At 42.8% G+C, this 24,640-nt stretch carries 24 protein-coding genes and 3 pseudogenes; 21 read left to right on the top strand and 6 right to left on the bottom strand.

The window, feature by feature from the left end; translation table 11 throughout:
• The first annotated feature begins 243 nt into the window (after positions 1 to 243).
• The 9 genes from EWV66_RS23725 to EWV66_RS23685 all read left to right on the top strand — a co-directional run bounded on the left by EWV66_RS23725 (position 244) and on the right by EWV66_RS23685 (position 6,984).
• Positions 244 to 705, top strand: coding sequence for a DUF2996 domain-containing protein (locus tag EWV66_RS23725; protein ID WP_287108678.1), 462 nt, complete (start codon positions 244 to 246; stop codon positions 703 to 705).
• A gap of 79 nt (positions 706 to 784) precedes the next feature.
• Complete coding sequence (locus EWV66_RS23720) at positions 785 to 1,162, top strand: DUF3110 domain-containing protein (RefSeq protein WP_002787288.1); 378 nt, start codon at positions 785 to 787, stop codon at positions 1,160 to 1,162.
• A 104-nt stretch (positions 1,163 to 1,266) separates the two neighbouring features.
• Positions 1,267 to 1,686 (top strand): YraN family protein, encoded by a 420-nt coding sequence (locus EWV66_RS23715; RefSeq protein ID WP_002765893.1) that lies wholly within the window; start codon positions 1,267 to 1,269, stop codon positions 1,684 to 1,686.
• Between the two features lie 664 nt (positions 1,687 to 2,350).
• Positions 2,351 to 2,989 (top strand): histidine phosphatase family protein, encoded by a 639-nt coding sequence (locus EWV66_RS23710; RefSeq protein WP_002746077.1) that lies wholly within the window; start codon positions 2,351 to 2,353, stop codon positions 2,987 to 2,989.
• Between the two features lie 49 nt (positions 2,990 to 3,038).
• Positions 3,039 to 3,683: a histidine phosphatase family protein gene (locus EWV66_RS23705; RefSeq protein WP_002765895.1), complete on the top strand. Its 645-nt coding sequence runs from the start codon at positions 3,039 to 3,041 to the stop codon at positions 3,681 to 3,683.
• Positions 3,684 to 3,984: 301 nt separating this feature from the next.
• Positions 3,985 to 4,698, top strand: a complete 714-nt coding sequence (locus tag EWV66_RS23700; RefSeq protein ID WP_052276122.1) for a biotin--[acetyl-CoA-carboxylase] ligase — start codon at positions 3,985 to 3,987, stop codon at positions 4,696 to 4,698.
• Between the two features lie 45 nt (positions 4,699 to 4,743).
• Positions 4,744 to 5,988, top strand: a complete 1,245-nt coding sequence (locus tag EWV66_RS23695) for a M23 family metallopeptidase (protein ID WP_052276121.1) — start codon at positions 4,744 to 4,746, stop codon at positions 5,986 to 5,988.
• Between the two features lie 446 nt (positions 5,989 to 6,434).
• Positions 6,435 to 6,716, top strand: a complete 282-nt coding sequence (locus EWV66_RS23690; RefSeq protein WP_002759713.1) for a hypothetical protein — start codon at positions 6,435 to 6,437, stop codon at positions 6,714 to 6,716.
• 1 nt (position 6,717) lies between these two features.
• Positions 6,718 to 6,984 carry a type II toxin-antitoxin system RelE family toxin gene (locus EWV66_RS23685; protein WP_287108676.1) on the top strand — a complete coding sequence of 89 codons (267 nt, stop codon included), beginning with the start codon at positions 6,718 to 6,720 and terminating at the stop codon, positions 6,982 to 6,984.
• Between the two features lie 328 nt (positions 6,985 to 7,312).
• Here the strand turns inward: EWV66_RS23685 and EWV66_RS23680 are convergent, their stop codons facing one another.
• Complete coding sequence (locus EWV66_RS23680) at positions 7,313 to 9,571, bottom strand: NACHT domain-containing protein (protein ID WP_287108674.1); 2,259 nt, start codon at positions 9,569 to 9,571, stop codon at positions 7,313 to 7,315.
• A 188-nt stretch (positions 9,572 to 9,759) separates the two neighbouring features.
• Between EWV66_RS23680 and EWV66_RS23675 the strand changes: the two are divergent.
• From EWV66_RS23675 to EWV66_RS23655, 5 genes and pseudogenes are all read left to right on the top strand, one after another.
• Positions 9,760 to 10,029: pseudogene (locus EWV66_RS23675) on the top strand (aminotransferase class V-fold PLP-dependent enzyme); the annotation flags it as partial.
• Between the two features lie 244 nt (positions 10,030 to 10,273).
• Entirely contained in the window at positions 10,274 to 12,016 is a 1,743-nt protein-coding gene (locus tag EWV66_RS23670; protein WP_287108672.1) for an ABC transporter ATP-binding protein, read from the top strand.
• Between the two features lie 214 nt (positions 12,017 to 12,230).
• Positions 12,231 to 12,713, top strand: coding sequence for a hypothetical protein (locus tag EWV66_RS23665; RefSeq protein ID WP_072925027.1), 483 nt, complete (start codon positions 12,231 to 12,233; stop codon positions 12,711 to 12,713).
• Positions 12,714 to 12,830: 117 nt separating this feature from the next.
• The gene (locus EWV66_RS23660) at positions 12,831 to 14,462 is read left to right on the top strand and encodes a purple acid phosphatase family protein (protein WP_287108671.1); all 1,632 of its coding nucleotides are present in this window, start codon (positions 12,831 to 12,833) and stop codon (positions 14,460 to 14,462) included.
• Between the two features lie 47 nt (positions 14,463 to 14,509).
• Positions 14,510 to 15,070 carry a hypothetical protein gene (locus EWV66_RS23655; RefSeq protein WP_249264843.1) on the top strand — a complete coding sequence of 187 codons (561 nt, stop codon included), beginning with the start codon at positions 14,510 to 14,512 and terminating at the stop codon, positions 15,068 to 15,070.
• Here EWV66_RS23655 and EWV66_RS23650 read toward each other — a convergent pair.
• The 3 genes and pseudogenes from EWV66_RS23650 to rimM form a co-directional block, all read right to left on the bottom strand.
• Positions 15,067 to 15,270, bottom strand: coding sequence for a winged helix-turn-helix transcriptional regulator (locus tag EWV66_RS23650; RefSeq protein WP_283160172.1), 204 nt, complete (start codon positions 15,268 to 15,270; stop codon positions 15,067 to 15,069). The genes EWV66_RS23655 and EWV66_RS23650 overlap by 4 nt on opposite strands.
• Positions 15,257 to 15,672: pseudogene (locus tag EWV66_RS23645) on the bottom strand (hypothetical protein). The gene EWV66_RS23650 and the pseudogene EWV66_RS23645 overlap by 14 nt, the downstream one beginning before the upstream one ends.
• 77 nt (positions 15,673 to 15,749) lie before the next feature.
• On the bottom strand, positions 15,750 to 16,328 hold the full coding sequence (rimM, locus tag EWV66_RS23640) for a ribosome maturation factor RimM (protein ID WP_052276112.1): 579 nt from the start codon (positions 16,326 to 16,328) through the stop codon (positions 15,750 to 15,752).
• A 150-nt stretch (positions 16,329 to 16,478) separates the two neighbouring features.
• Here rimM and EWV66_RS23635 point away from each other — a divergent pair, with 150 nt between their 5' ends.
• On the top strand, positions 16,479 to 17,276 hold the full coding sequence (locus tag EWV66_RS23635) for a Tab2/Atab2 family RNA-binding protein (protein ID WP_072925033.1): 798 nt from the start codon (positions 16,479 to 16,481) through the stop codon (positions 17,274 to 17,276).
• Here EWV66_RS23635 and EWV66_RS23630 read toward each other — a convergent pair.
• Both EWV66_RS23630 and EWV66_RS23625 read right to left on the bottom strand, forming a co-directional pair.
• Entirely contained in the window at positions 17,259 to 18,053 is a 795-nt protein-coding gene (locus EWV66_RS23630) for a CPBP family intramembrane glutamic endopeptidase (protein ID WP_052276113.1), read from the bottom strand. The two genes, EWV66_RS23635 and EWV66_RS23630, sit on opposite strands and share 18 nt — an antisense overlap.
• Positions 18,054 to 18,438: 385 nt before the next feature.
• A complete protein-coding gene (locus EWV66_RS23625; RefSeq protein ID WP_002734386.1) occupies positions 18,439 to 18,825 on the bottom strand; it encodes an AbrB family transcriptional regulator in 387 nt (128 codons plus the stop codon).
• A 532-nt stretch (positions 18,826 to 19,357) separates the two neighbouring features.
• On the opposite strand from EWV66_RS23625, the gene EWV66_RS23620 reads away from it, so the two are divergent.
• The 6 genes and pseudogenes from EWV66_RS23620 (at position 19,358) to EWV66_RS23600 (ending at position 24,444) form a co-directional block, all read left to right on the top strand.
• A complete protein-coding gene (locus tag EWV66_RS23620) occupies positions 19,358 to 20,344 on the top strand; it encodes a succinate dehydrogenase/fumarate reductase iron-sulfur subunit (RefSeq protein ID WP_052276115.1) in 987 nt (328 codons plus the stop codon).
• Between the two features lie 60 nt (positions 20,345 to 20,404).
• Positions 20,405 to 21,406 carry a CsgG/HfaB family protein gene (locus EWV66_RS23615; protein WP_072925038.1) on the top strand — a complete coding sequence of 334 codons (1,002 nt, stop codon included), beginning with the start codon at positions 20,405 to 20,407 and terminating at the stop codon, positions 21,404 to 21,406.
• 836 nt (positions 21,407 to 22,242) lie between these two features.
• Positions 22,243 to 22,422 (top strand): annotated as a pseudogene (locus tag EWV66_RS24515) (hypothetical protein).
• 205 nt (positions 22,423 to 22,627) lie between these two features.
• On the top strand, positions 22,628 to 23,590 hold the full coding sequence (locus EWV66_RS23610; RefSeq protein ID WP_002765916.1) for a protochlorophyllide reductase: 963 nt from the start codon (positions 22,628 to 22,630) through the stop codon (positions 23,588 to 23,590).
• A gap of 499 nt (positions 23,591 to 24,089) precedes the next feature.
• The gene (locus EWV66_RS23605; protein ID WP_052276116.1) at positions 24,090 to 24,290 is read left to right on the top strand and encodes a hypothetical protein; all 201 of its coding nucleotides are present in this window, start codon (positions 24,090 to 24,092) and stop codon (positions 24,288 to 24,290) included.
• Positions 24,277 to 24,444 (top strand): PIN domain-containing protein, encoded by a 168-nt coding sequence (locus tag EWV66_RS23600; RefSeq protein WP_139294458.1) that lies wholly within the window; start codon positions 24,277 to 24,279, stop codon positions 24,442 to 24,444. The genes EWV66_RS23605 and EWV66_RS23600 overlap by 14 nt, the downstream gene beginning before the upstream one ends.
• Positions 24,445 to 24,640 lie beyond the last annotated feature (196 nt).

Raw genomic sequence — 24,640 nt, 5'->3', positions numbered from 1 at the left:
ATTCTACTAATGACAGTAGCCTAGTTACTCAGGAGCCGGATACGGCGAAAGTCGTAAGTCCGGTTTTGAAGCAGGGGGTGGGAAGGCGACTTCCTGCTCTACTGTAACGGGTGTAGGGTTTTACCATTATTCAGCCAGCCCTAATTAATCGGGTAAATCAAAGCTGATAGCTAAAAAAACTGATAGCTGATAACCCGGGAGAAAATATAATTGTAGCTACCTACCCATTCCTGATTAATTCCTATGGCAGAAGAAACCACCACCCCCGCAACTCCGGCAGCAGAAGCAGCAAAACCGGCTCAACCTGCGGCTGCTAAAAAACCCAAGGAGCCAACCGTCGAGGAAAAACCCTTTGCTGAATTTATTGAGCAGCATTTTCAGCCCGCATTGGCCACAGCCTTGCAAAAACTGGGTATAACTGATATAAAGCTGTCCTTTAAACAGGATAAAATTCCCGTGCAGGGTTTTTCTAGCTCTCCCTGTTGGCAGTTAACTGGCAATTGGCTCGAGGGAATGCGTCAATTTAGCATTTATTTTTTGGAAGAAAACATCAATGGTAAAAAAGCTTTTTCTCAAGCTGAGGGCGGTGCTCAACCTAGTACACTTGAATCATTTATGATCGATGAAAGGAAAGTTAGTCTTGATTTACTGTTGTTTTACACCCTGCAACGGCTTAACGGTCAAAAGTGGTTGACTAGAAACTAAAATTGCTCAGGATTAGCGATCGAGAAGGGGGGTAAAATGAGTATAGACGACCACCGCTTATCGATCGCTAATAGTAATTATGCGTGTATTTGTACTACTTTTTAACGCAGGCACAGAAAACGAAGGTATCCACACCATTCAAATGGGAGCTATCAATAAGGTGTTGATGTTTGAATCGGAAGATGATGCCACCCGTTATGCTCTGCTGTTAGAGGCACAGGATTTTCCGACTCCCACGGTAGAGAAAATTGATTCCGAGGAAGTGGCAGAATTTTGTCGCGGCGCCGGCTATCAAGCGGAAATGATTGCAGCGGGTATGTTGGTAATTCCCCCCGAAAGCAATGCCGAGGAGTTGGATTGGCAAAAAGAGGAAGTCCCCCTCGCCGAGGAGGAGTTTTCTGAGATTCCCGATGCGGAGTTAGACAGCATCCGTCGTCGTCTAGAAGGACTTTTGTAATCCAGTGATTCAGTGAACAGTAATCAGTAGTTTGGAGTCAGAAGACAGGATAATAAATCAATATTGTTCACTGATAACTGATAACTGTTCACTGATAACTGAATATGACAACCGTGGGGGAATTGGGCGAAAATTTGGTGGCGGATTGGTTGCAATTACAGCAATGGCATATTCTCCAGCGTCGTTGGCGTAGTGCTGGCGGTGAAATCGATTTAATCGTCTTGTCTAAATCCCAAGCGACTCTCGCTTTCGTCGAGGTGAAAACCCGCAGTGCTGGCAATTGGGATTTAGGGGGCAAATTAGCGATCAATGACCGTAAACAAGGTAAAATTTACCAAGCTGCCCAGATATTTCTCGCCTTTTATCCCCAATGGTCTGATTTAAGCTGTCGCTTCGATGTGGCGTTAGTTAGTTGTCAAAAAAGTTCTCTATTAGCTTTACCTGAGTTTTCCCTTGATTATCCCTGTCAGCTACAGGCAGGTTATCAATTGCAATTACAGGAATATCTCGTGGCGGTTTTCTAAAAACACAATAGGCCCGCCTAGGGAGGCGGGCTTCATCTTGTACAAACGATATGGACTCCTAAAAGTTTAACGGACTCAATACAATAGAGGTTTACAGAACCCACAACAGTCTATCTGTCAACTATCAAGATTTCTCAGTTTACCGACTCAGGTGCTGATTACGGCTCACTCCATCTGTCCTATATCGAGCAACAGAGGCGAAACCATACTTTACTTTACAAACTTTGAGAATCTGTGTCCGATTTAGCTGTTGCGTTGATCTAGAGCAGGCGGCACACGCTCTAGGTCTTTTTGCCCGGAAGGAAGTTGAGTCGCTTCCTTTGTGCCTTATGTTTTTAAGATAACACCTTTGTCGGGACTCGATCGAGCTTGTGATTAAAGTTTACACTTATTGATTTTTAGCAAAAATTGCCGTTACAAAACTATAGATAAGTGGCTGATAGATGTAGATATTTTACAACTAAGCTGTTTTGAATCTAAATTGCATATTCGATTTTTCCGACCGCCGACCGCCCCCTGCCGACCGCCTGATCTCAACAAGCAATTTAAATTACGAACAGCTTAAATTGTTTCTCCCCGCTCCCTGCTCTCCTGTACTTTTTAAACAAGATTTAGTATCACTATAGGTGGGAGAGAGTCACAAATATTAAGAGGAACCTAAAAAATGAGTCTAAAACTTTACTTTTTGCGTCATGGCGAAACTACAGCCAGTCAAACGGGTAGTTTTTGCGGTCGATTAGACTTGGAACTAACCCCGGCCGGCTATGAAATGGCCAAGGATTTCGCCCTTGCCTATCGAGATGTGCCTTGGACAGGTATCTATTCTAGTCCCCTCAAGCGCACCATGGCCACGGCCACCCCTTTAAGCGAACTCTTAGGTATTCCCATCCACAAACGGGAAGGATTAAAAGAGATTGCCTACGGTCAATGGGAGGGAAAAACCGCAGCCGAGGTTAATCAGGAGTTTCATGATGATTATGTGCGCTGGTTAGCAGATCCAGGCTGGAATTCTCCCACAGGAGGCGAAAAAGGCATCGATATCGCTCGTCGTAGTTCGGAAGTATTAGAGGAAATCGACCATCATCACGATGATGGCCATATTTTGATCGTTTCCCATAAAGCAACGATCCGAATCGTGTTATGTTCTCTTTTAGGCATTGATATCGGCCGTTATCGCGATCGAATTGCCATGCCCGTGGCCTCGGTAACGATCGTCGAATTAGCCGAACATGGTCCCCTCTTTCAAGTCATGGGCGATCGCTCTCACATCCGCAATGACCTGCGCTCCCGAGCGGGAACCTAACCAGTCAACAGCAACCAGGGAAACCCCGGATTTGGTCTCCTGAAAAACTATGTGCTTGATGTTATATTTTCTGCGACACGGACAGACAGCCTATAGCAAAACGGGGGGATACTGTGGTACTCCAGAAAATGATCCCGGTTTGACTGCCGAAGGCATCGAAATGGCGGAGGAATTCGCCGATGTCTATCGTTCTTTACCTTGGCGCGCGGCCTATGTCAGTCCCCTCCAAAGAGCTATTCAAACCGCTAAACCTCTCTGTGAAGCGGTGGGACTGAAATTAGAAATCCGGCAGGGATTACAAGAGATCGGTTATGGTCTTTGGGAAGGAATGCACCCTAACGATATTGATCATCAATATCATGATCTCTATGTGCGTTGGTTGACGGATCCCGCTTGGAATGCTCCCCCCAACGGGGAAAGGGGCATCGATATCGCCCGTCGTTCCGCGGCCGTTTTGGAGGAAATTGAACACACCCACAGTGATGGCAATATCCTGATTGTTTCCCACAAGGCCACCATCCGGATCATGCTCTGTAGTCTGATGGGTATCGATGTGGGCCGTTATCGCGATCGGTTTGAAATGCCCGTGGCCGCCGTCAGTATCGTCGAATTAGGCAGTCGTGGCCCGCTTTTCCATGGCATCGGTTTACGTTCCCACCTCAGTGAGTACCTGCGTTCTCTCCCCTGCACCTAATCAGTTATCAGTGATCAGTGATCAGTTATCAGTGACCAGTTATCAGTGATCAGTTATCAGTGATTCAGTTATCAGATGTGAGTTTTCATACTCAATCCGGTTATTAAAAACTGATTATCTATTCCCTCTTTTGCCTTTTGCCTCTTGCCTTTTGCCTGTACTGATATGTAGCCTGTACTCAACGGATGGCCGTATCAGGTCACTGATTACTGTTTACTGTTTACTGGACGGCTACGCCGTGCCTTTGGCAACACTGAAAATACTCCCCACTTCATAATTCATAATTCATAATTCCCAATTTATGACCAAAATCCATCACTTTGAGCGATTACCTTCCACTAATACTAAAGCATGGCAATTATTAGAGTCGGGGGAAAAGCCGCCTTTTGTGGTGACTGCTAGTCAACAAAGTGCCGGGAGGGGACAATGGGGACGGGAATGGATTTCTGAACCGGGAGGATTATATTTATCTTTGGCGTTAAATCTGGATTTAGAGGTGGATAAATCTGCCCATCTCGTTCTCGCTACAGTTTGGGGCATCGCTCATCACCTCAATTGTCAAGAAATACCCGTTAAAATCAAATGGCCGAACGATTTAGTCCTATTAGGGCGCAAACTAGGGGGAATTAACCTAGAAACCCGTATTCAGGGTCAAAACATCCCGCAAGCAGTCATCGGAGTGGGCATCAATTGGGCTAATCCCGTCCCCCCCACGGGTATTAATTTACAAGCTTTTACTGGCAATAAAATCACCTCGATCGCTCAGTTAACTTCTCTCACCAGCGATGCTATCCTATACGGCTATGAATATTACTGTCATCACGGCATAAAAGCCTTATTAGCCTCCTATTTAGAGCTTTTTGCCAATTTTGGTCAAAAGATAGCTTTTGAGGGCTATCAGGGCATAATAACGGGGGTAAGCGATCGAGGGGAACTAAAAGTTAAACTCACCTCGGACAATGCCAGTAGCGAAATCTATATACCGGCCGGTAGGGTCAGTCTCGGCTATAATTGAGTCTAAATATTTTTTTGACTAAACTGTGAGAAGTGAGGCCGCCCTATGTATCCTTCATCGGTGATATTGAAACTTTTTCTCGGAAAATCCTTAAAAAAGAAGTTGAGTTTATGCAGTGGTCTCGGTTTGGTGATTGGCGGTCTGCTCACTCTTGCTCCCAATGCGATCGCTAATTCCGCAGCTGGCAGCGAAACCCCGGTAGTGGAAAATGCCGCCCCGACTCTGAAAGCCCCCGTTATCAAAGAAAATACTAATCCCGCCCCCCGTCTGGCTATCCCCGAAAACCATCAAACCGATATGCCTACCCTTGCCCCCCGGGCCGGCGGTAAAAATAATTTTATCGATACCAGAAACTTTAACCCCCCCAGTTCCGTTGTCGTCACCGAGCGCCGCAGTGGTTGCCAAACCATCGCCCAAAATGGTCAACTGGTAGGAGGTAGCTGTAATCTGGCGGCCCGGTCCCCCCGTCGTCAGCCGGTCAGCACTGTGGCCAAACCCTTACCCCCGGTTAATCTGGCCCGGGTGCGTCTCAATCCTAATCCGGCCGTGCGAGTAGGACGGCAGCCCCGAAATCAGCCGGTTATCGCTAATAATTCCCTGCGTCGTTATGCCCCCACCCTCGTGGCCTCTAGCGCCCCGGTACGTCTGGCCGCCCCGACGGTGATTCCCAGTCAGGTGGTAGCCCTCAATCCCCCGGAATGGAATGGCGTAAAATTAGCTTTAGCCCCCGTGACTCGCGCAGAAGTGGCGGCCATCAGCGAAGCAACCACCTATGAGCGGGCCACCCGTTTAAGTCCCACGGATTCTAACCAAACTCAACGCACCGATTTACTCTTTCCCCTCGCTCTTCCTGCCCAAATTACCTCGGTTTTCGGGTGGCGAAATCATCCAGTCACCGGGAATCGGGCCATGCACGCGGGTACTGATTTAGGCGCACCGATGGGAACACCTGTATTAGCCGCCTACGCGGGGGAAGTGGCCACCGCCGACTGGTTGGGAGGTTACGGATTAACGGTGATTTTACGTCACCTCGATGGTAGTCAAGAATCTCGTTATGCCCACCTTTCGGAAATTACCGTCAAACCGGGAGAATGGGTAGAACAGGGCGCGGTTATCGGTCGTGTGGGTAGTACGGGACTTTCTACCGGTCCTCACCTACACTTTGAATGGCGACACCTAACCGAACAGGGTTGGACCGCCGTAGATGCCGGTTTACATCTAGAATTAGCCCTCGATAATCTGGTGCAGAGAATGCAAATGGCCGCAGCCACTGACGCTAATCAGAATTAATTTGTTTTGGGTTACAAATATAGCGGTTTTTGGAGCTTAAAAACGCATCGTTGAGCTTTTGCCCAATTGATGCGTTTTCATACATTCGCAGTCTTAAGTAGGGCTTGCTGAATAAATGTGAAATGTAGGCAAGGTAAGGGTTTTGTGGCTTTACGAGCGAAACAGGTGCAAGATTTTGAGAGAATCTTGCTTCAAAACCTGGCATCTTGAGCGGCGCTCGCGTCCTGTAGGGGCGAAGCATTCGGATAGAAAATCTACGGTTTCACCGATAGGTTATTGCCCGAATGCTTCGCCCGTACTTTTTCAGCCAACCCTAAGTAGTTGGACAAAAATAAAGTTAACTGTGGGGTCAGGAGTCGTTCGTCAGGAGTCGGTCGTCGGTCGTCGGGAGACGGGATACACGCTAAGATACAAATAATAAACTTGAGAGAAGCACTTGATTAAATATGACTCTAACTGACGTTGAAGTAAATCCCTCGACTCCAGAAGATTTTTTAGATTCTGAAACATTAGTACAGGTCGATTTAATGCAGCAAAAGATTCAACAATATTTACAAACCCTATCAGTAGAAAATTTAAAGATGATTCTAGAATTTGCCGCTTATTTGTCAGATAAAGAAAGTGAAAAGGCAACGCAAGAAATTAGAGCAATCCCGAATATTATGGAACATTTGAAAGAAGCTGAAATGGATTTACAATCAGGTTGCCTCATTGATTGGGAAAGCTGAGATGACTTATAAAGTCCGTTTGACAGCTAAAGCAAATAAAGTTTATTCTGAAGCGGATTCAATCTTAAAAAAGAAGATTGCTAAGTGTTTAAAACTCCTTCAAGAAACACCGAAAAATCACCCTCAAATTAAAGCATTAAAGGGAGAATTTGCTGGGAAGTATCGCTTCCGCGTTGGAGACTATCGGGTTATCTATACAGTTGATGATAGTCAGTCTCAAGTTATTGTCTTGCTGATTGAACATCGCAGTCAAGCTTACCGCCAATAAATAGGGTTTGCTGAATAAATGTGAAATGTAGGCAAGGTAGAGGTTTTGTGGCTTTTCTCCCGAAACAGGTGCAAGATTCTGAGAGAATCGTGCTTCAAAACCTTGCGTCTTCATGGTTCCGCGTCCTGTAGGGGCGAAGCATTCGGACAATAACTTATCGGTGAAACCGTAGATTTTCTATCCGAATGCTTCGCCCGTACTTTTTCAGCAAACCCTATGTTCTATAAAAATGGTAATGCAAGGTTTTTGAAGCTCCCAATCCTCATAGTGTTAATATTCGCTAATCTCATCCAATTGGAAAGGCAAGATTTGAGAAAAAAAGGAGAAGTTAAGGAATGCGGAGCATTCGGTCTTCGATTTCTTGCCAGACGGTAGGGGAAATATTAACAGCCACTTTTTGGCATTCGAGAATCCGGCGATTAATATAAAAATAATGCTCGTCTATTTCGCGAATTTCGTCGGTGGATAAATTAAGTAATTCAGGCGTTAAATTAAAAGCAGTATTCCACATTTTAAATAATCGATCAGAAAGTTCTAGATGTTCTTTTGCAAGTTCTAGATATTCTTTTACAAGTTCTAGACGTTCTTTTTCAACATTTAACAATTGACCATAAATTTCTAGATGTTCTTTTTCAGTTGGTTTATTATCAATAATTTGTTTGAAAGCTTCTAAATCAGCGGTTAATTGGGAAAAATTAACCTTATAAACAATTTGATCCTGAGCCAGTAAGTTAACGTTAGCTAACTTGACATACTCATCAACTAAATCAGTTAGTTTATCATCAGGAATAATTTGTTTGAAAGCTTCTAAATCAGCGATTAATTGGGAAAAATTAACCTTAGAAAAAATTCGATCCTGAGCCAATAAGTTAACTAACTGGACAACCCTATCAATGGTTTCGGCGATTATGCTGATGCCGTCATGGAAATCGCCTTCTCCGTCGATTTCCATGCCTTTGGCCAAGACGTTGGTGATGGCGATGGAGACGATCGCTCTTCTTCCTACAGGTTTAATCGGACTATCAACAGAATCTTTAGTCATCTCATCAGCCCATTGCAAAATCGGCACTAATTTTTGACCGAGGGGCGTTGTAAGATAATTATGGGCTTCTTTCTCCATTGCTAATAACAATTTATCGGCTTTCCCTCGCATCAAACCCGCCACTAACAAAAACACCTCTTGCCAACGAGTTTCTGTTACATAATTCTTAACTGTTTCTTCAATCAAATCATTATCATAGATATACTGAGCCGTGAGGTATTCCTGAAGGGTTAAATGAGAAAAAGAATAGACATCTCTCGCCCGCTCTACTAAAATTCCCTGTTCAATTTCAATGGTTTTTAATACTTTTTCTCCGTCTAAATGTTGCGGAGCATTTAAGTTTTGTTTAAGGTGATCTTTAATTTGCTTAACAATTTCTCGTTTTTCTAGAAAAAGTTTATCTGCTACAAAATTCTGATAAGCAATTTCAGATAGCAAAATTTCTTCTTGCTCAATACTGAGATTTTCATAAACTAAACCGCGATTAGGTAAACGTTTTTCGGCTGACCATTTTTCCAATAAAATTCGTAACGCATCTTGATAAAGGCGACTGCGATTTGTGGGAAAAGATTGATTTTCATCATAAACCAAACACAAAAAAGTCAACAATAACGGTGTATGGGCTAACTCTTTTGCACTTTTATACTCCTCCTTTTGCAACAGTTCCCAACAATTTTTAGCCGTCTCATTTTTGCGATCTAATTCCGAACTAAACCAATGTTCAATAAAACTTTGAATTTGCTGATCATCAAATTCGACAATTTCAATATCGGTAAATCGTTGAAGATGAGTTCTAGCAGCAGTGCGACAGGAGAGAATAAAACGATTTTTATAATGCCTATCTACAAAATCTTCAATTTTCTTGATTACATTATTCACATTAGCTGTTGGCACTTCATCCAAACCATCTAATAAAATTAGTAATTCCCCTTTTTCTAGTTTATTGCTAATATTTTTTTCCACATTGGGAAAACCACAGATTTTAAACTCCTCTTCAATTAATGCCTGAATATTAATCTCGTTTTCTTTAAAGTTTTTCAACTCCAGTAAAACAGGTGTTAGAGAATGCTGATAACTGCCTTTATTTCCCTTGAGAGCTTCTAGCCCAACTTTTCGCAAAAATGTAGATTTACCAATACCGGGATCACCAAGTACCATTAAATATTGTTCTTGATTCGCCAAAAGTAAACCATCTTTTTTACCATCATCCCTAAAGTTAAACCGTCGCTGCTTACTCTCACGATCTTTATTTTCTAAATTTTCATCATAATAATCCCTGACTAAATTTCCTAAACATTTGACATTAATATAAATTGACTCCAAATCCATCGGCTTAGACATTTTTAAAACCTTAATCATGCCGTGCCGATCCCAGTAACGTTGAGTATATTCCCGTAAAAAAAGATACTTTCCCTCTTTGATAATCTGTCCGACATCTTTATTCAATAACTCATTTTTATTAATACCCTCCCACCCCGATTTAATCATTTGGCCAATAAAATTATTAGTCAATGCTGTTACAATGGTTGTTTCAATTCCTGTCATAACTTAACCCCTGTAAACCCTCTGACGCTTAGTATAAGCGAGAAAGCGGGTTTCTCAACAACCCAGAAAGCGGGTTTCTCATCAACCCAGAAACCCACTTTCTTTAAGAAAGCGGGTTTCTAATCCTTAAGCCGCTAAACTGAGAATAGCTGCTTGTACTTGGCTCTCATTTCTCAGATTGTAAAATAATGCAAATTTATCTTGACTATAGTGCCACTACCCCCACTCATCCCCAAGTGATCGAGCGGGTTGCCACTATTCTCCGGCATCATTGGGGCAACCCCTCCAGTTTACACAGTTGGGGACAGGATAGGGCGACAGTCATCGAAATGGCCAGAGAACAGGTAGCAGGGTTAATTAATGCCAATTCAGACCAGATTATCTTCACTTCTGGCGGTACGGCTATCAAGCTAAAATTGATCAGCCTCCCAGTAAACCGCCCAAGGCTGGTTCTAATCTTAAACCGAGGCTAAATCAGGACAAGGAGAAAAAATAAAAATTCTTGGGTGGCTATTCCCCCTTTTCCCTGTTCTAACTGAATACTGAATACTGAATACTGAATACTGAATACTGAATACTGAATACTGAATACTGATAACTGATAACTGATAACTGATAACTGAATACTGATAACTGATAACTGATAACTGAATACTGATAACTGATAACTGATAACTGATAACTGATAACTGATAACTGAATATGGCTTATTCTCGCATTAAAAAACTAGCAAATTATCTACGTCCCTATTGGCAAATAGTAACTGGGGGGGTAGTTGCGCTGCTTATTGTTAATCTTTTGGGTGTTTATATACCGCTTTTAATCCGGGATAGCATCGATGATTTGAGTAAATCCTTTGACTTTCAAAAAATCATTTATTATCTAATTTTAATTGTCGCTTTAGCCTCGATTATGTGGTTTATCCGCATGAGTTCTAGAGTATTATTATTCGGGATCGGTCGTCAGGTAGAGTTCGATATTAAACAAAAAATCTTTCAGCATTTATTAACCCTTGAACCTGCCTATTTTTCTCGGCAAACTTCAGGAGATTTAATCAACCGTGCCACTAGCGATGTGGATAATGTGCGTCGTCTGGTGGGTTTTGCTTTGCTCAGTTTGGCTAATACTTTTTTTGCCTATGGGTTAACTTTGCCCGTAATGTTAGCGATTCATATTCCCCTTTCAGTCGCCGCTATTTCTGTCTATCCTTTGATGTTAATTGCCGTGCAGTTATTTAGTGGTCGTCTGCAGCAGCAACAGCAAAAAGTACAGGAAAAACTCTCGCATCTGAGCGATTTAATTCAAGAGGATATGAGTGGTATTACTCTGATTAAAATCTATGCCCAAGAAGCTAACGAGCGCCTAGCATTTAAACAAAGAAATCGCGAATTATTACAGGCTAATTTAGATTTAGTCCAGACTCGTAATTTTCTTTTTCCCCTGATTGAAGCTTTAGCCTATGTGAGTTTATTGGCGTTGCTTGCTCTCGGTACTAGACAAATTATAGCGGGTAATATCACCATTGGAGACTTTATTGCTCTGTTAATTTTGGCCGAAAGATTAGTTTTTCCCACTGCTTTATTAGGTTTCACTATTACTGCCTACCAACAGGGAGAAGTGAGTATTGATCGCCTAGAAACTATCCTATTAGCTGAGGCTAAAATTAAAGACAATGCTGATTGTATTCACTTAAAAAATATTCAAGGAAAAATTACCGCCAAAGCCTTGACTTTTTTCTATCCTGATGCTAAGGAACCAGCCTTAAAATCTCTTTCTTTTACCATTAATCCGGGGGAAACGGTAGCGGTCGTCGGTGCGATCAGGTCGGGAAAATCTACCCTTGCTAACGCTATTCCCCGTCTTTTGAATATTGCCGAGGGACAGTTGTTTATTGATGATCAAGATGTCACTCAAATTGCCCTTGAAGAGCTGCGAAAAGCGATCGCTTATGTTCCCCAAGAAAGTTTTTTATTTAGTACCACCATTGAAGATAATATCCGTTATGGCAATCCGCTGCTGAATTTTCCAGCAGTGGCATCGGCGGCCAAACAAGCGAGAATTGAGGAAGAAATCGAGAATTTCCCGCAAAAATACGGCACTTTAGTGGGAGAACGTGGGATTACTCTTTCCGGTGGTCAACGTCAACGGGCCTCTTTAGCGCGCGCTTTAGCCATCCAAGCACCGATTTTAATCCTCGATGATGCCCTATCTAGCGTCGATAATCAAACAGCCACGGCTATTTTGGAAAATCTCGCCCAAGAAAGCCAAAAAACCGTGATTTTTATCTCCCATCAATTATCGGCCGCTGCCACTGCCGATCGCATTTTTGTCATGGATCGCGGAGAAATTGTTCAGATAGGAACCCACGAGGAGTTAATCACAGTCCCCGGAGTCTATCAAAATCTCTGGCAACAGCAGCAGTTAGAGTCTAAGGTTTTACATTAGCCGATCAAATAGCGAATCTGCTAGTTATTGCCAGTTAGTAGGAGAATTTAAGAAGAATTTTCTGGCTATTTTGTCGATTTAATGGCAGTAAAAGCCAAGAATCTCACTCAACACTTTATAAAAATTTCTAGCCAATTTTTGTGTTATCTTGATTTCTCGTGGCACAGGTAATGTGCTAAAAACCTAATAGAAGTCCACTTGTACCGAGAAATTCATGCTTAAAAATCTGACTAAAACCGCTCTTTTAGCCACCGTTACCCTGATCGGTATCCCCAGCGTCTTAATTCAGCCGACATTTGCCCAAATGCCTAGTCTAGGAGATGGTATCATCTGTACGGCAACTGGCAAAACCGCCCAAGGAGTAAAACTCTATGTTTATACTTCTGAAATTGATGATGACTCGATCAGCAAAAAAGAACCGGTGACACTGACAATGGTTTCTCCGGTTAGCGATGTGGTGGAAGGGCAAATTTTGGTAGTTAACAAAGACGATAACACCGTAACGATTGATAATTTTGCTGCCGCAACTCCCCCGGAAATGCAGCCGGTAGGATTAGCTGTCACTACCTACCAAGGTAGAAATACTTTTAGCGGAAAAAGTCAAGCAGGAACACCGGTTAGTTTTACCCTAGAAAACAATCTTCGCACCATTAAAGTTAAGCATGGTGGTGATTCTTTCACGGGAGTCTGTCACTAAAATTACCCTAATATGGGTTAACAGTTTTGTTAGTCCTCTTTGACTTGAGCATCTCAAAAGCTGGCTGTTATATTAACCCAGCTTTTTTTAATTATAATTAGTTATCTTTTAGCGACAATGAACAAGAATCAACTTTTAAGCGAACCTTTTTTACAATTACCCACCGAAACATCAATACAAGTGGTTTGGTTTACGGAATTTTTTGGCACTCGTCATCAAGTCCGCTACGGGGAAAAACTAGAGAAAATGGTCCCCGCTCGCACTAGCAAATTAACTAGAGTTAGAGAAGATGCAAAATCGACAACCGTTGAAGCTTATCAATCTTTAACCGATCGAGAAATCTGGCGACATCAGGCCGAAATTACTGATTTAAATCCCGGGGAAAGGATTCCCTATCAAGTCACCAGTTTTCAGGAAAATACAGCGATTAGAAGTGATATTTATACCCTTACCCCAAGACCCAAAAAAGGAACTAATCTCAAAATTCTGCTCACTTCCGATCATCAATTAATGCCCATGACTGCCGCTAATTTACAAAAAGTTAGCGAAACTATTGGACAGGTAGATGCAGTTTTTTTAGCAGGAGATTTAGTTAATATACCCGATCGAGCTTCCGAATGGTTTGATGATATTCGCGGTGGGGCATTCTTTCCCTGTTTACAAGGTCGTGCCAATTATACTCTGACAAAGAATGGTATTCAGACTATTTATAAAGGGGGAGAAATTATTCAAAATGCGCCCTTATTTCCTGCTATTGGTAATCATGAAGTTATGGGCAGATTTTCTACTTCTATAGGTTTAAATGAACAGTTTGAAGATGCTATTCCTCAGTTTATTGCTAAACAACTAGCAGAGGATACAGCAGTAATTAATGAAACCTGGTTAAAAAATAATGCTTTCAACACAGAAACCTACGAAGAAATTTTTTCTTTGCCTCAAAATAAATATTATTCTCTAACCTTTGGCGATATTCGTTTAGTGGTTTTATATGTTACTAATATCTGGAGAAATCCCAATTTAGAACCCAGTGCAACGGGAAGATATTACGAAAATCAAAGAGATTTAGATAGGTCAGATCTCTGGGGTTACGGTCAGCATATTTTTGAGCCAATTGCTCAGGGCAGTACTCAATATCAATGGCTAGAAAAAGAATTAAATAGTCGAGAATTTCAAGAGGCTAAATATAAAGTAGTTATGTTTCATCATCCTCCCCATACCCTAGGAGGAAATATCGTGCCACCCTACACCGATCCCGTGCCGACAATTAAACGGGATGCCACGGGAAAAGTTAGATCGGTACGTTATGATTATCCCCAAGAAAATGATTATATTATTCGTGATCTAATTCCTTTATTAGAATCAGCCAAGGTTAATTTGGTTTTTTATGGTCATTCCCATTTATGGAATCGTTTTCTTAGTCCTAAGGGTATGAATTTTCTCGAATCTTCTAACGTTGGTAATAGTTATGGCGCTCATTTAGGTGATAAAAAACGTCCTGTACCTCTCGATAGAAATTATGGGAGCGTCGGTAATCCCAATCGATTACCAGCAATTATCCCAAACATTGCTCCTCTAGTGGATTGGGTTAATCAACCTTTACCCTATATTGCCAGTAATGATCTGACGGTTTTTAGCATTTTAGATACAGAAAAAGGAACCGTGAGCAGTTATCGTTTTGATACTCGTTATCCTGACTCGGAAGTAATTAAATTTGATGAATTTGACCTTTTTGGCGTAGGTGAAGTATAATAAAATCAAAGAGTGCCGGTTAAATAGATTCTCTTAGGGTTAATTCTATGACTACTGTTACCAGCAATGATATTCAGGAATTGAAAGACTTACTCTCGGCAATGCGACAGGAAAACCGCGAGCAAATGATTTCTCTGCGAGAAGACACCCGTGAGCAAATGATTTCTCTGCGAGAAGACACCCGTGAGCAAATAAGTTCCCTGAGGGAAGACACCCGTGAGCAAATAAGTTCCCTGCGAGAAGAAAACCGCGAGCAAATAAGTTCCCTGCGGGAAGAAAACCGCGAGCAAATAAGTTCCCTGCGAGAAGACACCCGTGAGCAAATTGATACGCTAAAGGAAGATAATCGCCAACAACTAGAAACCCTGAGAGAAGAAAATAACCAGCAATTTGTTAACCTACACAAAGAAATCACGGAAGTCAAAATTATCACGGCTAAAATTGAAGGAACAATTCAATCCCAAGCAGTATTAACCCAAAAAATTCCCGATTTAATCGAGAAAGTTGGGGAATTAAAAAACTGGAAACAAATAGCTATTGTCGCTATCACTGCTTTTACCAGTGCCACAATTACTTGGTTTATTCGAGGAGGAAATTTAAAACCTTAAAGTCTGGTATTTTTCTCAATTCCTAATTGGTGCATTTCCAGAATAATCGGTTTCAGGGTTTCTCCGAAAGCGGTTAAAGAATATTCAACTTTAGGAGGAATTTCTGGATAAACTTCTCGGTGAATCAGTCCATCTAACTCTAGTTGTTGGGTGAGAACTTTTTGACTAATGGGACTTAAACAAATTTTAAGCCCAAACAAAGCCGAAACTGGCTTGATAAGCGGCAAACACATCCTGATTCTCGGTCAGCCACCTAAAGAAACGAAAAGACATCGCTGTCCGAAAAGCTTCCAAAGCTTCCACAAAAGTGTTTAAAGGTCGATTCGTCCACCGCCTTTGCAGTCCCCCAGTTAACTTATGCCACAGGATAAATGTATAGGCACAAAACACCAAGATAAAATAAAGTGATGTAATCGGTTATAAACTACTCCGACGGCATTATTGGCCATTTGAGGGAGGTTTTTCCTCTCACTTTCCCCTAATAATCCTCCTAAATATTGTCTGAAGCCGTTTTTTTGCGCTTCGTTTTTGAAGCAATTGTCAAACCGCCGACACCATCGGTCAAAGCATGGGGGCATCGCGGCTGGGGTTGTCTCTTTCATCGCCGATTTTTCAACGTAAAGTGCTTATTCTATAACGATTATACTCTATTATACTCTTGTTGATCGTTTAAGTCCCACTAGGATAAATTGATCTCTAATAACCCCGGTGGTGGCGCAATCTCGATGCGTGCCGCTTTCAGATCCACCAGTGGAACAATTTCTTTGACAAAGGGGACCAGGGCCGTGGCCTCTGAGTCGGAGGATGGACTTTTTTTCTTGACGGAAGCTAGATTTGCTTCTAGTTGCACTGCTAAAATGTCATTACCCGCCCACAAAATATCTACTACAACCCCGATTTTTTCTCCTGTCAGGTGATGATAAACTTCTAAGTTTACTAGCTCACTAACATGATATTCATCCGCTTTTAGGCGAGGTTTTTCTAGTTTATTCGCCCATAATTTATATCCGCGCAAAGCTTCGGCCTGTTCCCGATTTTCAACCCCCTCTAACTTGATAATATAAACATTTTTGCCCGGTAGCTCACGTCCCCTGAGCAGAGTAATTTCTCGGATTTCTCCCCCTTGAGTCCCTTGTATTCCCCTAATACCTCGCTTCTGAAAACGTTCGGGAAAATCTGATACCGATAAAACTCGCAATTCTCCCTCCAGTCCCTGGGGTGCTACTATTGTCCCAATTTCTAGCCAATTTTCTTCCATTGTCTCAATATTTTTTGCTATAGCTTTCCCTAGTATATAGCCTTTTTTGTCTCGCTCCTAGATTTTTAAAGTCTTGGTAGGGTAAAATTTTTAGTTGACCTCTACTCCTGACCATTTTTTGACTTTTTACTGGTGGCTTTTTACTGAATTATGACTATTTGGCAAGCGGATTTTTATAAATCTTCATCTTCTCCTTCTCTTGGCACAGTCTGGCAATTGTTAATTTCCGATTCTCTTGGTCATCTTATCTATGAAAATTCCTGTCCCCAATCCCAAGCTAATAGCGACTGGTTAACCCAACAGTTACAGCAAGCTTGTCAAGTCTCCCCCCCGGAAATTATCCAAGTTTTTCGCCCCCAATGCGCCAATTTATTTCTCCTCGCCGGCCAAAATTTACAGATCAAAATTGAGTTAACCCGTCACGTTAACGCTCTGAAAAAACAGCTAGAATTACGGCAAATCCCCATCAATATCGACTCTCCTCCACCGCAACCCCTACCAGACCAATTTTTAGGTCAAGAGTGGCGTTTTGCTCGCTTTCCCGCCGTTGATTTAGTTAACTTTTTTGGCGATCGCAGAATACCGATTCTTTCCCTACCAGAAGCCTTTTCTCCTTTAAAATTAGGTTTAGCCTCCACTCTCATGATCCCCGGCGTGGTTATTACCGGTGGTAAAAAATCTCTTGCCATCGCTCGTTGGTTAGAGGAAATTAACCCGGTATTTATCGATCATATTCCCACAGAAAGGGGGCGATCGGGCGGTTTAGTCTTGGAATCGGGTCTAAATGAACGTTGGATTTTTCTGACCTACGAAGATGAAGAAGTGGCCCTGGCAGCCAATGTTTATCAAGCAACCAAACAGGAAAGCCAAGGTTTGCACTTTCTCCTGATACAACCGGATGATTCTGGTCGCACTTTTACCGGCTTTTGGCTACTGAAACAAGTTTAACCCCCAAGCTGTCCCCAAGAGGCAAAGAATACCCGCTAAACCCGCTAAAGGTTGGTTATAGATACCTTTGACCCAAACTAACCCAGAATCGCTGTAAGACATCAATTCGGCACTGTCTAGCAAAGCTAATCCCCATACCCAACCGCTATGAAGTCCCCAAGCTAATCCTAAACTACCATGATCGATCGCCCGCGCCCAGACCAGAACCATCCCCATCAGAAATAAACCGGGTAGTTGCGGCAGCGTTTGCTGACGTTCCCAAAGCAGATGCAGCAGGGCAAAAATTAGGCTAGAAATGGCTCCCGCCACCCAAAAACCGTATTCTTGGCTTAATTGACTCAAAAAGATGCCCCTAAAGATTAATTCCTCGGTAATACCCACCCAGAGGGCCACTATCAACAGGGGTAAACTCAAGGCAAAAGCGCGAGTTAGATTTTTGGGCTGCCAATGTACCCAGGCCAAAATCCCCTCTAGGAAAAAAATTATCCCTAATCCCACCACTGCCAAGATTAATCCTTTGGTTAGGGAGATAAATAGGGAAAATGACCAAATTAATCCGTAATTATGGAGGCTGCTCCCCTCTATCTTCAATAATCCCCAGATAACTAAGGGAGCCAAGGCGTAAAGAGAGGCCACTAGGGGCAATTTCTGGTCAGGTTTTGTCCCTTGCAGCGGTTGCCATCCCAAACGACTCCCTAAACCAATGGCAATGGGCAGCCAGAGAATTAACCAGGCTAACAGGAAAATAATAATTTTTATTAAGGCAGCCATGTCCATTGTCAATTAGGTGCTATGGAAGTGGGGTGTGGGGTTTTGGGGTTTTGGGGTTTTGGGGTTTTGGGGTATTAGTTGAAATTTCCCTATCCCCCCATTTCCCCATTTCCCTACCCCCTACCCCTAACAGCCATAAAACAAACCCCCTAGGCATAGGATAACTGTGGAACTCTGCTCTGGTAAAGCCTAGCTCCAACAAAAATCCATCCCTAGGGGGTTGCGAAAAAGAAGAAAAAGTGCTTAAGTAAAACCCCTCGAGTTGATGAAAGAGGCGGTCAGGGGTTAGAATTAGGGATAAGAATCTATATTGTCTTTTTGGTCGGTCTTGTCAAAACTAGCCCTTTTGACTGCCGATTTTTTTTGTCCTTATCCCTACTCCGTAACCTATTTAAGCTTCTACCGGTTCTTCTGATTCCGTTTGTTTGAGGTGGATGTGCTTGTAGCCAAGTTTGATTTCAAACTCATCGCCGGGCTGCAAGTTCATTTGTTCGGTATAGGTGGAACCGATGACGATTTGACCATTTTTGTGGACACTAACCCGGAAAGTGGGTTCGCGGCCGCGGCCATCTTTAGTGCCTTCGGGATCGAGAGGAACCCCTTTTGCACCTAAAACAGCATCGTAAAAGTCGGTTAAATTGACCCGAACTTGGCCATCTTTACTTTGAGAGTAGTAACCACAACGTTTTGCCGTTTCGCGACGGGGTAAGTGGGATAACTCTTTGACTTTTTGTAGTAGAGCTTTCCCGGTTAGGGGAGTAGGAGAGATGTCACTCATGGTACTTTTTAATGTTCCTTGATTTTTGACTGACTGTCAATTAAGTTTACACTGACAAATTGATCATACCAAAAATCTTGCCAAAAATGTCTAGAGGGGAATAATAAATTTTTTAAAACTGATGGTTCGGTGATGACAATCGTGCTAAGAAGACCCCGGACTAGGTAGTAAGTGTAAACCTTGTGGGGGAGAGGAAATTTTGGGTTAAGACTCTGGCAATTTTTGGTCGGGTGGGAGGAAAACAGGGGGGAGAAAGTAAGTCCATAAAACCGATAAAGCTATACCCAGCAAGGAATTGAGAAAATTTACTTGTGGTTGGAGTTGGCAAAAAACTAATGACCCAGAGCAGTAAATCCGGGGGGATTAAACTGTTTTCGAGCGACTTGCCCATCTATCATTAGGCCTAGATACCCACCCCTTGGCTCAACCGACCGGGGAAAATCTTAAGGATTAATTACCATTACTAGCTCCCCTTTGGCCCGTTAACATCGATTATCCTGAGTATTAGGAGTCCCTCACCCCCGTGCCGAGTATGGAAGTTTCTTTTAAAATTCTGCGTCAACGACCCAACGACACCCCCTACCTAGAAAATTTTACCCTAGAGGTGGAGGCCGGAAATACAATTCTCGACTGCCTTAATCGCATCAAATGGGAACTTGATGGAACTTTGGCCTTTCGTAAAAATTGCCGCAATACAATTTGTGGCAGCTGTGCCATGAAAATTAACGGTCGTTCGGCCTTGGCTTGTCAACAAAATATCGCCAGTGAATTAAACCATTGTAGCCAAAAAGATGCCGGAGAAATTCCCGAAATCACGATCGCCCCTCTGGGGAATTTACCGATTATCCGGGATTTAATCGTCAATATGCAACCGTTTTGGGACGATTTAGAAAGGGTTGAACCTTATATTAGTAGTCAAGCGCGCACCATTCCCGAACGAGAATTTCTGCAAACTCCAGAAGAAAGAGCCAATCTCAATCAGATGGGTAACTGCATTATGTGCGGGGCCTGTTATTCGGAATGTAACGCCAAGCAAGTCAATCCCGATTTTGTCGGGCCCCACGCTTTAGCAAAAGCGCAGCGCACCCTAGCAGATTCTCGCGATGGTAATCAAGAAGGTCGTCTAGAACTTTATAACCAAGGCACCGCAGGGGTTTGGGGGTGTACCCGTTGCTATTTCTGTAATGCGGTTTGTCCTATGGAAGTGGCTCCTATGGATCAGATCGGTAAAATTAAACAGGAAATACTCGCTCGCAAGTCGGCCGATAGTAGTCGTCCCATTCGTCACCGGAAAGTTTTAGTGGAATTAGTCAAAGCAGGAGGATGGGTGGATGAACGCCAATTCGGCCTCTATGTGCTGGGCAATTATTGGCGCGATTTACAGGGTTTATTAAGTATTGCCCCCTTGGGATTGCGGATGATTACTAAGGGTAAATTTCCCACTTCCTTTGAAGCTTCCGAGGGAACCGAGGAAGTGAGAGGTTTAATTACTGCCATTCAAAATTCTCGCTCTCGATAGTTAGAGCAATTTTCAGATGTATTATGATCTATATTCTATATGACTGGAGAACCCCTTATCATGTTCGATCGAGATAGTATCCGTGGTTTTTCTGCCCTGCTCACCCTTGTGGGAGTCGCTTCTAGTTTGGGTTTTAGCTTCAACGCACCGGCTTTCTCCCAAGCTACCTCTAACAATTTACCTTTACTCTTAGCCCAAAAAAGCGAAAAGGTGCGAGTAGCGGTTTTAGACTTCGATTATAGCGGTCTCAGTAATCCCCAATGGTTAACATTTCTCAATGGTGGAGCCAGTGGTGTCAGTGATATTCTCGTCAATAGATTGGTGGAAAGTGGTCGCTATACAGTCATTGAGCGCAGTCGCATTGATGCTGTCCTCAGAGAACAGAATTTGGGAGCTTCGGGACGGGTAGATGCCGCTACCGCTGCTCAAATCGGGCAAATTTTGGGGGTAGATGTGGTGATTATCGGTTCGATTACCCAATTCGATTTACAAAAAAAACAATCCGGTGGCTCGTTTATTATTTTTAGCACCGCCAAGACAGAAACCGATGCTTTTGTCAAGTTAAATGTCCGGGCAATTAATACCACCACGGCCGAAATTATTAGCACCGCTCAGGGAAATGGTAGTGCCAATCAATCCGATGGTTCAACCGTGGTTTTAGGGGTTGGGGGTGGTTCCCAAACCTCCAACGAAGGGAAATTACTCAGTATTGCCACCGATAAGGCAGTAGCGCAGGTGGTGGATAATCTCAACAATAAAGCCGAACAAATCGCCGCTACACCTCGCTCGCTCCCGACTGTCACCGCTTTAGTGGCTGCCGTGACGGGAAATCAGGTAATTCTCAATAAAGGCACGGGAGAAGGCTATCGTGTTGGTTTACGCATTTCCATCGAACGGACGACTCAAACGGTCAAGGATCCGCAAACGGGCAAGGTTATCCGTCAGATTACTCAACCGATTGGCACTCTCGAAATTGTCGAAGCTGATGGTCAATCTAGCGTCGGTCGCATCACTACCGGTAATGGTTTTAAAATCGGTGATTTAGCTAAACCGATTCGTTAATTGGGAATTATGAATTATGAATTATGAATTGGGGAGGTGGGGTGTGGGGAAGTGGGGAAGTGGGGAAGCTGTCTCATCACCCTATCACCCCAAAACCCTATCACCCTATTTATTTCCTGCCTCCTGACGACCGGCTACTGACTCCTGATAAGTGAACACTCACGCAAATTTGAAGTTATTTGACACTCCCGTCGCACTAAGCGCTTCGGGATTCTTAGTTCAACGAGTCCACTTAAATTAGATGCCTTGCGTTATCCAACCCAGAGGTGGTTCTCTCCCTAAGCGTTACTTTTCGTATGCCCTACGATAGTCCCCCCCTTGCCCCCCCCGACGTCGGGGGGCAAGGGGGGGTACAAAGTTTGCTTGAATTGAAACGTTAGCTTCAAATACTGCTTTGTCTATTTCCTGTAAAGATTTTACCTACTCACAGGGGGAAACTATAGGACTTACGCACTGTACAAATTCACCATGATGTGTATGAACGAAAATCCGTCGTTCCAGACTTTTGGCGATTAACTTCTGATCGATAGCGATCGCTCAAAAGTCATCAAAAAATCACGTTAAAATGCCCGAAACCTATACCTCATATTTGGTCGATCCTGTCAATGCGTAAGTCCTAAAACTAGAACTATTGAGTAGAACCCCATATCTTTAATTGTCAAGGTGCAGATAGCGTAGTGGTTAGACTACATGGGTTTTTAAAGCGGTTGATTACCCTATCCGCTCTACTTACATGGTAGCTATTTGGCCTGAGTAGGTCAAGACCCTTACAAGAAGAAGTTATTCGAGATTTTGTCAGGAGACTGGACGCTTATTTTGGCTCTTCGGTAATTGTTATGCAATGGACGGGGGTTATAAGGGATGGAACCCTTATATAGAGAGGCATTTAGCGATTTTTGTCAATTGTTTTTGCTCTAGAGCGAACTAATCAATTAAGTCTCTTGCCAAATAAGGATTTAGTCGATTTATGCCCCCCTATCGAACCATCCCAAGTAACGAAGAACCCTTATTTTTAATCGTGCTTCGTGTCACTGAGCCTTTACATTGAGCCTTTACATCGAAGCCCCTCGAAATGTGTCGAAGTGCTGTTTTATATTGGCGCTTGGTTTCATCCCGTCGCTTTTAGGGACGGGATGAAACCCCGACATTTGAGATAAAATTTATAATTGGAATCCCTTGGATATTCCCTAGACCAGAGCGATTAACGAAAACTATCAAAAAATGGTACAAGATCAAAAACCCACGGTAATCATTACTGGGACAACTTCTGGAGTCGGTCTCTACGCCGCTAAATCCCTTGCTCAAAGAGGTTGGTTTGTGGTTATGGCCTGTCGGGATATCCCGAAAATGGAACAGGCGGCCAAGGAATTAAACATTCCCCGGGATAACTACTGTATTGAATTTATCGACCTCGGTTCCCTCGATAGCGTCCGGCGCTTCGTTAAAAATTTCCGGGCCTTGGGCAGACCTCTAACCGCTTTAGTCTGCAATGCCGCTATCTATCTACCTTTGCTCAAAGAACCCTTAAGAAGTCCCGACGGTTATGAATTGAGCATGGCCACCAATCATTTAGGTCATTTCCTCTTGTCGAATTTGCTCTTGGAAGACCTAAAAAATTCCCCCTCTCCCGACCGGCGTTTAGTCATTCTCGGTACTGTCACCCATAATCCCGATGAATTAGGCGGTAAAATTCCTCCTCGTCCCGATTTGGGCGATTTGGAGGGGTTTGCCAAGGGTTTCAAAGAGCCGATTACTATGGCCGACGGCAAAAAATTTGAATCGGTCAAAGCCTACAAAGATAGTAAGGTGTGTAATGTTCTCACCATGCGGGAACTGCACAAACGCTATCACGAATCCACCGGAATCACTTTTACTTCCCTCTATCCGGGTTGTGTGGCCGATACACCCCTTTTCCGCAATCATTACCCCTTTTTCCAGCAGTTTTTCCCCTGGTTCCAGAAAAATATCACCGGTGGCTATGTTTCCCAAGAATTAGCCGGGGAAAGAGTCGCCCTGGTGGTGGCTGACCCCGAATACCGTCAATCCGGCGCTTACTGGAGTTGGGGCAACCGTCAGAAAAAAGAGGGTAAATCTTTTGTACAAAGGGTTTCTCCTCAAGCTCGCGACGAGGAAAGAGGCGAAAAAATGTGGGAATACAGCGCTAAATTAGTCGGATTAGCCTAATTTCTGATTTTGAGACTAAAAAGGGACACAAGGTAACTTGTGTCCTTGTGGAAACGGGGAGCGCTGGGACAGGGAAAAACAGTCCATAACTGGGTTTTTAAAGCTTGATTGGCAGTTAATGATACTATTAAAAACCGATTTGTTATTATTCCGATTTGACTGCAAGCTTTTAATGGGGGGGCGGCTTATTTGTTTCAATCTGCACAAGAGCCACCGCAGTCTGTCCCCGAAGGCGATAACGTGGTTGGTTTACTTCTCCTTGCAGGGGGATTTAGCTTAAAACGGGTGATTTCTCGGTTATTGAATCAGTAAACTTTGATGAGGATGAATTGGGGACGTAAGCGATGGGGTTTATGTCTCTTTGTTATAATTCAAAGGCTAGGCTATAATAACTCTTCATAAACACCGATAATTTTAGTCAAAGATGTAAAAAAGGAAGAGTATTATTGTGAGAGCGTGTAATTAGTATAATTAAAGTAAAAATCATCCCAAGGTAGCCATGATTAAAAACATTAATGTAACTGGACTTAAACCTGAACAAATTCAGCAGATACAGGTACTTATTGCCGCATTTAAAGCTCAAAATCAACTCAATCAAAGTGAACCTGAAATTGATCTGATTGAATATCTGTTGGAAAATCCTATAGAGGTTGATAATTTAGAATTGATGAAACGAGAAGAAATTTATGACAGAACTTAAAAATCATAGTTGTTTTGTTGATTCTAATATTTGGCTTTATGCTTTTTCCACTGATAAAAAAGAAGAAAGTAAAAGAATATTGGCAAAACAATTAATTAAAGAAAAGTCCATAATTATCAGTACCCAAATAATTAATGAGGTTTCTTGTAATTGACTTAAAAAGCATAAGCTTGATGAAAAACAATTGTTTAAATTAATTGTTTCCTTTTATAGAAAATATCAAGTTATCTCCAGCAATTCTCATTTTAAAAAGTAACAAGTGATACAGACAGAAACAAAGCTTTAAGCAAGCTACAAAATGCGCTCCCGCGAGTGCGACTGCATCGCAGAGAAGTGAGTATATAGAGTAT

It is taken from the genome of Microcystis sp. M_OC_Ca_00000000_C217Col (assembly GCF_007095585.1).
In the GTDB taxonomy this organism is placed as follows: domain Bacteria; phylum Cyanobacteriota; class Cyanobacteriia; order Cyanobacteriales; family Microcystaceae; genus Microcystis; species Microcystis panniformis.
Note: the sequence above shows the minus strand (reverse complement) of the source record. Positions and strands in the feature narration are given on the sequence as shown.

Coding starts and splice junctions, on each gene's coding strand:
- EWV66_RS23630 (WP_052276113.1), bottom strand. CDS start 18,053: ATGGACATGGCTGCCTTAATAAAAATTATTATTTTCCTGTTAGCCTGG.
- EWV66_RS23710 (WP_002746077.1), top strand. CDS start 2,351: ATGAGTCTAAAACTTTACTTTTTGCGTCATGGCGAAACTACAGCCAGT.
- EWV66_RS23685 (WP_287108676.1), top strand. CDS start 6,718: ATGACTTATAAAGTCCGTTTGACAGCTAAAGCAAATAAAGTTTATTCT.
- EWV66_RS23680 (WP_287108674.1), bottom strand. CDS start 9,571: ATGACAGGAATTGAAACAACCATTGTAACAGCATTGACTAATAATTTT.
- rimM (WP_052276112.1), bottom strand. CDS start 16,328: ATGGAAGAAAATTGGCTAGAAATTGGGACAATAGTAGCACCCCAGGGA.
- EWV66_RS23705 (WP_002765895.1), top strand. CDS start 3,039: ATGTGCTTGATGTTATATTTTCTGCGACACGGACAGACAGCCTATAGC.
- EWV66_RS23700 (WP_052276122.1), top strand. CDS start 3,985: ATGACCAAAATCCATCACTTTGAGCGATTACCTTCCACTAATACTAAA.
- EWV66_RS23660 (WP_287108671.1), top strand. CDS start 12,831: ATGAACAAGAATCAACTTTTAAGCGAACCTTTTTTACAATTACCCACC.
- EWV66_RS23635 (WP_072925033.1), top strand. CDS start 16,479: ATGACTATTTGGCAAGCGGATTTTTATAAATCTTCATCTTCTCCTTCT.
- EWV66_RS23605 (WP_052276116.1), top strand. CDS start 24,090: ATGATTAAAAACATTAATGTAACTGGACTTAAACCTGAACAAATTCAG.
- EWV66_RS23670 (WP_287108672.1), top strand. CDS start 10,274: ATGGCTTATTCTCGCATTAAAAAACTAGCAAATTATCTACGTCCCTAT.
- EWV66_RS23665 (WP_072925027.1), top strand. CDS start 12,231: ATGCTTAAAAATCTGACTAAAACCGCTCTTTTAGCCACCGTTACCCTG.
- EWV66_RS23695 (WP_052276121.1), top strand. CDS start 4,744: ATGTATCCTTCATCGGTGATATTGAAACTTTTTCTCGGAAAATCCTTA.
- EWV66_RS23625 (WP_002734386.1), bottom strand. CDS start 18,825: ATGAGTGACATCTCTCCTACTCCCCTAACCGGGAAAGCTCTACTACAA.
- EWV66_RS23610 (WP_002765916.1), top strand. CDS start 22,628: ATGGTACAAGATCAAAAACCCACGGTAATCATTACTGGGACAACTTCT.
- EWV66_RS23600 (WP_139294458.1), top strand. CDS start 24,277: ATGACAGAACTTAAAAATCATAGTTGTTTTGTTGATTCTAATATTTGG.
- EWV66_RS23720 (WP_002787288.1), top strand. CDS start 785: ATGCGTGTATTTGTACTACTTTTTAACGCAGGCACAGAAAACGAAGGT.
- EWV66_RS23715 (WP_002765893.1), top strand. CDS start 1,267: ATGACAACCGTGGGGGAATTGGGCGAAAATTTGGTGGCGGATTGGTTG.
- EWV66_RS23615 (WP_072925038.1), top strand. CDS start 20,405: ATGTTCGATCGAGATAGTATCCGTGGTTTTTCTGCCCTGCTCACCCTT.
- EWV66_RS23690 (WP_002759713.1), top strand. CDS start 6,435: ATGACTCTAACTGACGTTGAAGTAAATCCCTCGACTCCAGAAGATTTT.
- EWV66_RS23620 (WP_052276115.1), top strand. CDS start 19,358: ATGGAAGTTTCTTTTAAAATTCTGCGTCAACGACCCAACGACACCCCC.
- EWV66_RS23655 (WP_249264843.1), top strand. CDS start 14,510: ATGACTACTGTTACCAGCAATGATATTCAGGAATTGAAAGACTTACTC.
- EWV66_RS23725 (WP_287108678.1), top strand. CDS start 244: ATGGCAGAAGAAACCACCACCCCCGCAACTCCGGCAGCAGAAGCAGCA.